Below are 8,634 nucleotides of genomic sequence, written 5' to 3' on the forward strand. Positions count from 1 at the left end.
TCTAGGTTCTAGGTTCTAGGTTCTAGGTTCTACAAAGTTTATATAGCTCGATTCTAGTCAAGCTATTCCTAGTGCCTATATCTTCCTAGCACCTCAATTAACTTCAATACCCGACTGTTTTAGTCAAGTACTGTGTTCATTGTAATTACCTGAGTAATTTAGTCAAGTATTAGCGGCAAATAGTCTTATAACTTTCGCTTATTTAGTAGACTTATTTATTGAGGTTAAAATACCGCGCAAGATATTTAGCTCGGCATCTTCTGGGCGTGCACGGTTAAATAAACGACGTAGCTTAGTCATTACCATGCCCGGATGCTGCTTAATAATAAAGCCTGTTTCCAGTAAGGTTTGTTCTAAGTGTTCGTAAAATAACTCGGTTTGTTTTGAGCTTGGATACACAGCATCATCTACTGGCGTGGCTTTTGGTTGTTGATTTAAAAACGCCATACGCGTTTCGTAACATAAGGTCTGCACAGCCATTGCTAAATTAAGCGAGCTATATTCAGGATTAGCCGGAATACACACATGATAGTTGCACAGTTGCAGTTCTTCATTACTTAAACCACTGTTTTCGCGGCCAAAAACTAATGCTACAGGACCAGTAACAGCTTCGGCAACTAGCTTCTCACCACATTCACGTGGTTCCACCATAGGCCACGATAAAGTACGTGAACGGGCGCTAGTACCAATAGTTAGGGCACAACCTGCAATCGCTTCAGCAACTGTGTCAACTATCACCGCATTACCTAGCACATCAGTTGCACCGGCCGCTAATGCGCTGGCGTGGCTATCAACTTCACACGCTGGATCAACTAAATACAGTTTTGATAAGCCCATGGTTTTCATCGCGCGCGCCGCTGAGCCGATGTTACCTGAATGCGAGGTGTTTACTAAAACAATGCGGATGTCATCTAAGATCATTACTGTTTAACTCATACCAAAAAATTGCGCGAATTATAACATAGAGAAAAGCTGTAAGCAGCAAAGATTCTAGGTTCTAGGTTCTAGGTTCTAGGTAATAAATATGGGAAGTTTGATGTATCAACGATCAATGCTGGCTTTTGTCTTGTAATTTTTACCTTGCAACTCAACCCAGTACAAAAAACACTCAAAACTTTTTGGGGTTTATTGTTTACTTTGTGTCAAAAATCGCTAGAATACGCCGGCTGAAATATATAGAAATATATACACGTTCTTTTACAACCCAAAGGTAATACCATGCATCCAATGTTAAACATTGCGGTTCGCGCTGCGCGTAACGCAGGCAAAATTTTACTTCGCGCTGGCGAAGATTTATCAAAAGTTGAAGTGCAACAAAAAGGCACTAATGATTTAGTAACGAATATTGATAAAGAAGCCGAAGCCGTAATTCGCGACACTATTTTACAATCTTACCCTACTCACTCTATTGTTGGTGAAGAGCTAGGTGAGCACGTAGGTAAAGATGCAGATTACCAATGGATTGTTGATCCTATTGATGGCACTACAAACTTCATCAAAGGCATCCCTCATTACGCGGTTTCTATCGCACTTAAAGTTAAAGGTCGTCTAGACCAAGCTGTTATCTACGATCCAATTCGTGGCGAGCTTTTCACCGCTTCTCGTGGTCAAGGCGCACAGCTAAATAGCAAACGTCTTCGTGTAAGTAAAACTACCGTTCTTTCTGGTACTGTTCTTGCCACTGGTTTCCCATTCAAAAACAAACACCATATGGATGCGTATACTGAAGCATTCAAAGCATTGTTTGTTCACACTGCTGATATTCGCCGTGCCGGTTGTTCTGCACTAGACATGGCATACGTGGCAGCTGGCCGTGTTGATGGTTTCTTTGAAATTGGTTTGAAACCATGGAACTCAGCTGCAGGTGAACTAATGGTTAAAGAAGCTGGCGGTATGGTTGTAGATTTTGCCGGTGGTAATAATTACGCTCACAGCGGTAATATTATCTGTGGCGCACCGAAATTAACACAAGCGATGATCCGTGAAATTCGCCCAGTATTAACTGAAGCGTTACTTCGCTAATAGCGAGTTATACTCAGATCGATACTAAAAGGAGCCTAGGCTCCTTTTTTAATGATTAAAATAAGGGTTCTCTAGTTTGATCTCAACAGTGTTTTGCGGATCAAATGGCAAGGCCTTTAAATCATCGCCAAAATACTGGTTAAATAGCTCATCAAAACTACCGTTCTTTTGCATAATAGCTAAGCCATCGCTGAGCGTTTTTGCCAGTTCTGGCTTGTGTTTGGCCACAAAGTAATAAAAAGCACTCGGGTAGCTAATATATAAATTTGGCACAATAACCAGCGCTTGCTTATTAACTTCTTTTAACTCTGAGCTTACTTCTATGAAGGAGCGAGGAAAATAATCAACTCGTCCGGTCAAAACGATATTAAACATCGCTTGATAATTTGCAAACGGTCGCACCGATAAGTCATTATATGCCAATATTTTGGTATCGGGCCAGTCATGCCCTTGAATTGCAGTAAACCCTTTTAGTTGCTCTTTGCTCTTGATATCAGCAAAGCGATTAAGAAACAACTGCCTAGTTACTAAGGCTCGCTTACCAATATAACCTTTAAATAACGGCACTTTTATCGGTATTGCTAAGGTTTCTCGTTCTGGGCTGGTCATACTCCAATATAGGTCAACGCTATTATCGGCAAGGGCTATGAGCGCGCGCTGCTGGTGAGGATGTACCACGACAGATTCTAACTGGGCTGAATAATTAGCAGCATCAAGCGCACGTTGCAGTAACTCTTTTAAGTATGCATCTCGTTTATATAATGTTCGAGGTTCTTGAGCGATTGTGACCGTTTCTTTTGCTGCAGTTTTAGCACTGTATACGGTACTAACAATAAGTACCGAGAGCGAGATGAGTGAAAAGAAATACCTAGTCATATTTATTATTTTCTAGTGTTTTAGTAAAGCTACACGCTGAGCAATAAATACTCAAGAAAAACAGCCCTACTTAACGTTATTTTATATGACTTGTTTCTCAGGAGTTAAACGCACAACCGCCAAAGCAGGACCACGTCGTTTACATAAAAATAGATAGCTGTGGCGATAGCGTTTTGCTTCTTTTTTAGCATCTGTTGCCAATGCAGCAATTTGATGGCTGTTAGTACACTGCTCTAGATCGGGTTCAACAACGCCAATCGATAAAGTAAGTAAAGGGACAAATTGCTTTTCACCTTCACGATTAGTTGCCCAATAACCACCACTGGCAATATGCTCTGGCGTAAAGAATGCACGAGATTTCAGCTCAAACTCAGTTATTATGTTGTTACATACTGTAGCCGCATCATCACCATCAAAGACCACCATAAAATCATCGCCACCAATATGACCAACAAAACTGGGCACATTACTACAAGCTTGGGTGGTGACATCGGCCAATAATTTGATAACACTATCACCACTGGCGTAACCATATAAATCGTTGAACTGCTTAAAGTGGTTTAAATCAATATAGGCTAATGCAAAGCTGTGTTTGGCTCTTAATCTATGCTCAATTGCTTCGTTAATTGCAACATTCCCCGGCAGCATAGTAAGTGGATTAGCATGCTGAGCATGACGAATTTTCTCTTCCGTAATATGTTTTAAAATATCCCGCAGTGGCGCGAGCCCTAAGTACTGCTCAGTGCGAGTGATCACAATATGACGGCGAATATCAAAATCATTTTCGGTAATTTGCTGACTAACAGTATCAAGCAGCTGATTTTCATCAACTACCAAGGGTTGCTTATGCATTAGTGCCGTAACCGGTTGTTTGTCGTATAAAGCATGGCCATAAGGAGCCGCAAATACTTCTGTCAGTTGATCTTTGTGTAATAAGCCTATCGGCTGCAAGCTTTCATTGACAACCGCAAGACTGATAATCGATTTATCTTTTTCAAAAATATTATGCGCATCTTTACAACGAGTATGACTGTCTATTGGCGCTTGTTCGATCGCTAACCAACCTATCGCCATTGATTGCTCAAACTGATTGTTAAGTGGGGTAAAACTTAATTGCTGTAATTGAGCTGAGTCAAACGCTAAGCTAGGTTTTAAACTTGGTCGTTCCAGCAAAAAGCCTTGTGCATTCACAATGCCTAGCCCTTCAAGTAAACTGAGTTCTTCAACCCGCTCTATGCCCTCTGCTATCACCGCTGTTTTGGTAACTTTCGCTAACTCTATAATTGATTTTAAAAATTCTTTTTTAACCACGCTTTCATCGCAATGGTCAATAAAATAACGGTCAATCTTCACATAGTCAGGACATAATTCTGACCATTGCTTTAACCCTGAGTAGCCTGCACCTAAATCATCGATGGCAATCGAAAAACCGAGCTGGCGATAATGGGCAATTGTTTTTAGCAATAAAAAACCATCATCAACCTTTTCTTGTTCGGTAACTTCAATCACCACTCTATTAGCGGCCAAGCCAAACTGCTTAATTAGGTGTAATGTTTCGCCTTTCGGATGGCAGGGATCAAGTAACGTTTTAGGACTTACATTTAAGAATAATTTGCCTTGTAGTTTTAACCTTACAAAATTTTCGATCGCTTTTGAACGGCATAACAACTCAAGCTCTGAGATTTTATCGTGCACAATTGCAGCACTAAAAAGCGCATTTGGCATCTCTAGATCGCAATTTTTAGGGCCTCGACTTAATGCTTCGTAACCTAAAATTTGCTGCCCTGCAATATCAAAGATGGGTTGAAACAGTGTCGTTATTTCACTGTTTTTTAAGATATTTTCTAATATACCTAGCCGAGCACTCACTTATCATCAACCCATTACTTCATTAAGAGAGTGCTAAAGTAGCAAGCTGGTATGACAATTTTATGTCAGTACCCGTTAACACTCCGGCATTTTGTTATTTATTTAATGCTTGTTCAACCTGATCAAAATGAGCTATCACCTCAATAATCTCAAGTTCAGCATATTCATAAGCTTGTGGGTCAACAAATCCTAAACGAGCAACCGCCTGTACAGTCGCAGGATGAACCAATAAATCCTTACCGTGATAACATATGGGATCGTCAAACTTAGGTAGCTTACCATCGCTATGATAACCACTTTCAATTTCTTCTAGGGGCAATGAAGGGAGCAAATCAGCAACAGCAATAAGCGCATTTATGTATTCAGCACATTGTGGATAATCAACTATCAAGTCATTGAGGATAGTCTGCGATAGCGCGACTAAATCAGCAGATTGAGTTTCTAAATTAGCTGCGTCTTTTTGCACTCTAATACTGCGAAGTAAGTTATTAGCTTGATGCTGATAATGTTCAAGTGTTGTTAATTGATAAGGTTGTACTGCAGCCTTTGATTGCTTAGGTTTAACGTTGTCATCACATCCGCTAACAATAATTAGACTACTAGCGACTACAAGTTGCTTTAACATTAGTTGGTTACATCAATACTTAATCAATAATTACTATTATAGGAAATATTACGTTCCATAAATAGCAATTATTAACAGCGACCTATTTAAAGCTACGCGGCATAAAACCCCGCCGACAAATATGCAAATACAAGGGGCTTGCCCCTTACGTAGGCCTTTTATTCTTTCAGCTTCTCTCTGGCTTGATACTCTAAAGCTACAAATACTATTAGACTATTCACCACCACCATCGGGGCACTTCTAACCTCCTTAGCTTTTTCAAGTACATTGTTAATTTTCAAAACTGAGTTCGCTTACCCTATTTGTCATCTTTGTGACTAGACCTAAATTTCGCTGCGGCTCGGTTAATGGCTTTTCTGAATGATACTCTTGGCATCAAGATAAGATCACGGTTTTGCGTGCCAAAGGTATAGTCATAAGGAAAATGTTTACGCTCTGTATTTGGCCCAAATTTGCCCGTGGCAAATATTCCCTGATGACAACTAATACAATTACTGGTGGAATCGGGCCCTTCAATAAAAGGGTTAGAGTTCCAAGTGATTACCTCTTTTTTATTGCGATAGTTTAAAAATAATTTTTTACTGCCAGTAAACAGCGGGAGGTTATTCATTCCATTTCCTGGGGAGGGATCCATTTCCAGTTCATTGACCGACACTAACATAATATAGTTGCTGTAGACATCACTGATACTGTCCGGTCTGTCACTACCAAAGCCTATATCTGGTTCGGGTTGCCAAATAAATGAGATCCATATCCAATCTTTAAGCTCTTTAGTAACAATGTGAAAACCTTTTAGGACAAAGGTTCTATCACCATCACTCATGGTAAAAGCGTTAGTTTTATCTAGGCAATACTCTCCTCTTTCAACCCATGCACCGCTATTAGCGATAACCTGATGTACACCGCTGGGGCTCAAATCTTTAACATTACTTTTATAGCAAAGGCCATTGGCACTTTGAGATTTAACTTCGCCCCAGGCTAATTTCATCATTATGGAGGTTGCCGGAAATTCCACCATACAATTGGAATGAGATGCTTTGTCCGCTAGCGGTGTGTCCATTAATTTTACCGTCACCGCTGATATTAGAACCTGCGCTCTAGCTGCAATAGCATAAACTAAAAAGCCCTGTAAGTTTGTCACCTACAGGGCCTTTATTTAATCTAACTAAAGTCTCTAAAGCTACTCGCTAAGCAACAAAACCATAAATCAATGCAGCTACCGCTAATAAGCCTACAGCTAACACAAACAAAGTGCTAAAACGGCCACGGTACTTTTGTAATGCTGGAACCTTATAAACAGCGATCATTGGCATGATGAATAAGATCATCGCAATAATCGGCCCTGATAGTTGGTCCATCATATCTAAGATACTTGGGTTTTTAACAGCACAAAACCAAATTGCCAAGAACATAATAGCAACGCCAATTTTATCGGCGCTCTTCACTGATAGGTTGGTTTGCTTAGTAACAAGCCCATTAAAGCTTTCTCTTGCTCCTAAAAAGTGACCTAAGAAAGATGAAGTGATAGCAATAAACGCGACTAGCGGGCCAAAGGTGGCAATAAATGAGTTGTCAGTAACATTAGCTAAGTATGATAACACGGATACATTTTGTGCTTTTGCTTGCAACATTTGCTCTGGTGTTAATGAAAGTACACACGAAAATACAAACAATAGAACGAACACTATCAGTAATAAACTGGTGCGCTTTAGAATCGCCTCGGACTTAGCTGTCGCTTGTTTACCATAATGACCTCGCTGTACGTTTACAAAGCTTGAGATCGCCGCTGCGTGGCTAAATGAGAACACTATAATAGGAATTGACAGCCATAACGTTTTACTAAAGCCTGCAAACTCAGGAAAGGCCATATTTGGTACTTGCCAGCTCGGAATTAAATACAACGATAAAAACAATAAAATACCGACTAACGGATACACTAAAATAGCAAAAGCACGCAACATTAGCCTTTCACCACCGAGCATCAAGCTGATCATACCTGCAACTAAAATTCCTGAAAGCAATACTCTAGAAGGTGCTTCCATACCTAATTGGTTTACCATAAAACTATCAACAGTATTAGTTAGGCCAACACCATAGATCAGTAGAATTGGAAATATTGATAAGAAATACAATAATGAAATTAATCTACCAGCATTCACACCAAAATGCTCTTCAACCACATCGGTAAAATCAGCATCTTTGTTCTTTGATGACAATACAAAACGCGCTAAACCACGGTGGGCTAAGAAAGTCATTGGAAACGCTAAACACGCTAAAATGATCAGCGGCCAAAAGCCACCAATACCAATATTAATTGGCAAAAACAAAATACCGGCACCGACGGCAGTACCAAAAAGACTCAACACCCATTGGGTATCATGAAAGTTCCATTTCGGTTTACTTGTTGTCACTGCGTCAAACTGCGCAGCATCAGTGGAAGAGTTCATGCACTTCACCTATTAGTATAATAATTTGGCAAGAGCATATAGAAATCAACACATTATTTCAGTTTTTGGCGACATAATTAACTAAATATTACAGCCTATTTTGTAATTACTGAGTTACTTACTGTCATGAATTTGAAACAGTCATAAAATCAAAATTCTTTAGCTGATAGAGGAAATAAATTTTCGAGTTTTCAAGCTTAGAAAAATGGCAGTACACGCATGTCAAAGGTTAACACTACGCTGCTGACAGCTCAAAGCCATTAGCTTTCCTACAGACGTAAAAAAGCCGCTTCATTTCTGAGCGGCTTTCTCAATTTAGATCCATGGTGCGCTACGCAGTAGGATGTTGTGGTGCCCACAGCGGTAGAGAGCCACATAGCAAATGTATAGAGTAGGCTTTAGGCTCTTATTCTTTTCCTCTAAACTATTACCTTTCACCTCGAACCTTCTTTTTACTTTATTCCAGACGTAAAAAAGCCGCTTCATTTCTAAAGCGGCTTTCTCTTATTTGGAGCCTGGCAATGTCGTGGTGCCCACAGCGGTAGAGAGCCACATAGCAAATGCGACACTATCTTTGTGTCGGGGCGGCCTTGTGCGGGGCTCGCCTTCGAGCTGGTTTGTTTGATGTATAGGAATACGAATGCCGTGAAGCACAGGATATGCAAGAGCAGCCACTACTGAGTTCACCATGGGGTCTTGGCTTGGTGTTTTCATTTTATTCCAGACAACAAAAAACCCGTCACATCGCTGTAACGGGTTTCTCTTATTTGGAGCCTGGCAATGTCCTACTTTCAC

At 40.3% G+C, this 8,634-nt stretch carries 7 protein-coding genes; 1 reads left to right on the plus strand and 6 read right to left on the minus strand.

Annotated elements, in window-relative coordinates; all coding sequences use genetic code 11:
• Positions 1-198: 198 nt before the first annotated feature.
• Positions 199-921 carry a tRNA (cytosine(32)/uridine(32)-2'-O)-methyltransferase TrmJ gene (trmJ, locus tag H5183_RS21065; RefSeq protein ID WP_145236524.1) on the minus strand — a complete coding sequence of 241 codons (723 nt, stop codon included), beginning with the start codon at positions 919-921 and terminating at the stop codon, positions 199-201.
• A gap of 297 nt (positions 922-1,218) precedes the next feature.
• Between trmJ and suhB the strand changes: the two genes are divergently transcribed.
• Entirely contained in the window at positions 1,219-2,022 is an 804-nt protein-coding gene (gene suhB / locus H5183_RS21070) for an inositol-1-monophosphatase (RefSeq protein ID WP_145236520.1), read from the plus strand.
• Between the two features lie 48 nt (positions 2,023-2,070).
• Here the strand turns inward: suhB and H5183_RS21075 are convergent, their stop codons facing one another.
• The 5 genes from H5183_RS21075 to H5183_RS21095 all read right to left on the minus strand — a co-directional run bounded on the left by H5183_RS21075 (position 2,071) and on the right by H5183_RS21095 (position 7,839).
• Positions 2,071-2,898, minus strand: a complete 828-nt coding sequence (locus tag H5183_RS21075; RefSeq protein ID WP_182732644.1) for an ABC transporter substrate-binding protein — start codon at positions 2,896-2,898, stop codon at positions 2,071-2,073.
• Positions 2,899-2,979: 81 nt separating this feature from the next.
• Positions 2,980-4,767, minus strand: coding sequence for a bifunctional diguanylate cyclase/phosphodiesterase (locus H5183_RS21080; RefSeq protein WP_182732645.1), 1,788 nt, complete (start codon positions 4,765-4,767; stop codon positions 2,980-2,982).
• Positions 4,768-4,861: 94 nt separating this feature from the next.
• Complete coding sequence (locus H5183_RS21085; RefSeq protein ID WP_182732646.1) at positions 4,862-5,392, minus strand: hypothetical protein; 531 nt, start codon at positions 5,390-5,392, stop codon at positions 4,862-4,864.
• Between the two features lie 298 nt (positions 5,393-5,690).
• Entirely contained in the window at positions 5,691-6,533 is an 843-nt protein-coding gene (locus tag H5183_RS21090) for a hypothetical protein (protein ID WP_182732647.1), read from the minus strand.
• A 46-nt stretch (positions 6,534-6,579) separates the two neighbouring features.
• Positions 6,580-7,839 carry an aromatic amino acid transport family protein gene (locus H5183_RS21095; protein WP_182732648.1) on the minus strand — a complete coding sequence of 420 codons (1,260 nt, stop codon included), beginning with the start codon at positions 7,837-7,839 and terminating at the stop codon, positions 6,580-6,582.
• Between the last annotated feature and the right edge of the window lie 795 nt (positions 7,840-8,634).

Source organism: Pseudoalteromonas sp. SR44-8 (assembly GCF_014163635.1).
Classification (GTDB): domain Bacteria; phylum Pseudomonadota; class Gammaproteobacteria; order Enterobacterales; family Alteromonadaceae; genus Pseudoalteromonas; species Pseudoalteromonas rhizosphaerae.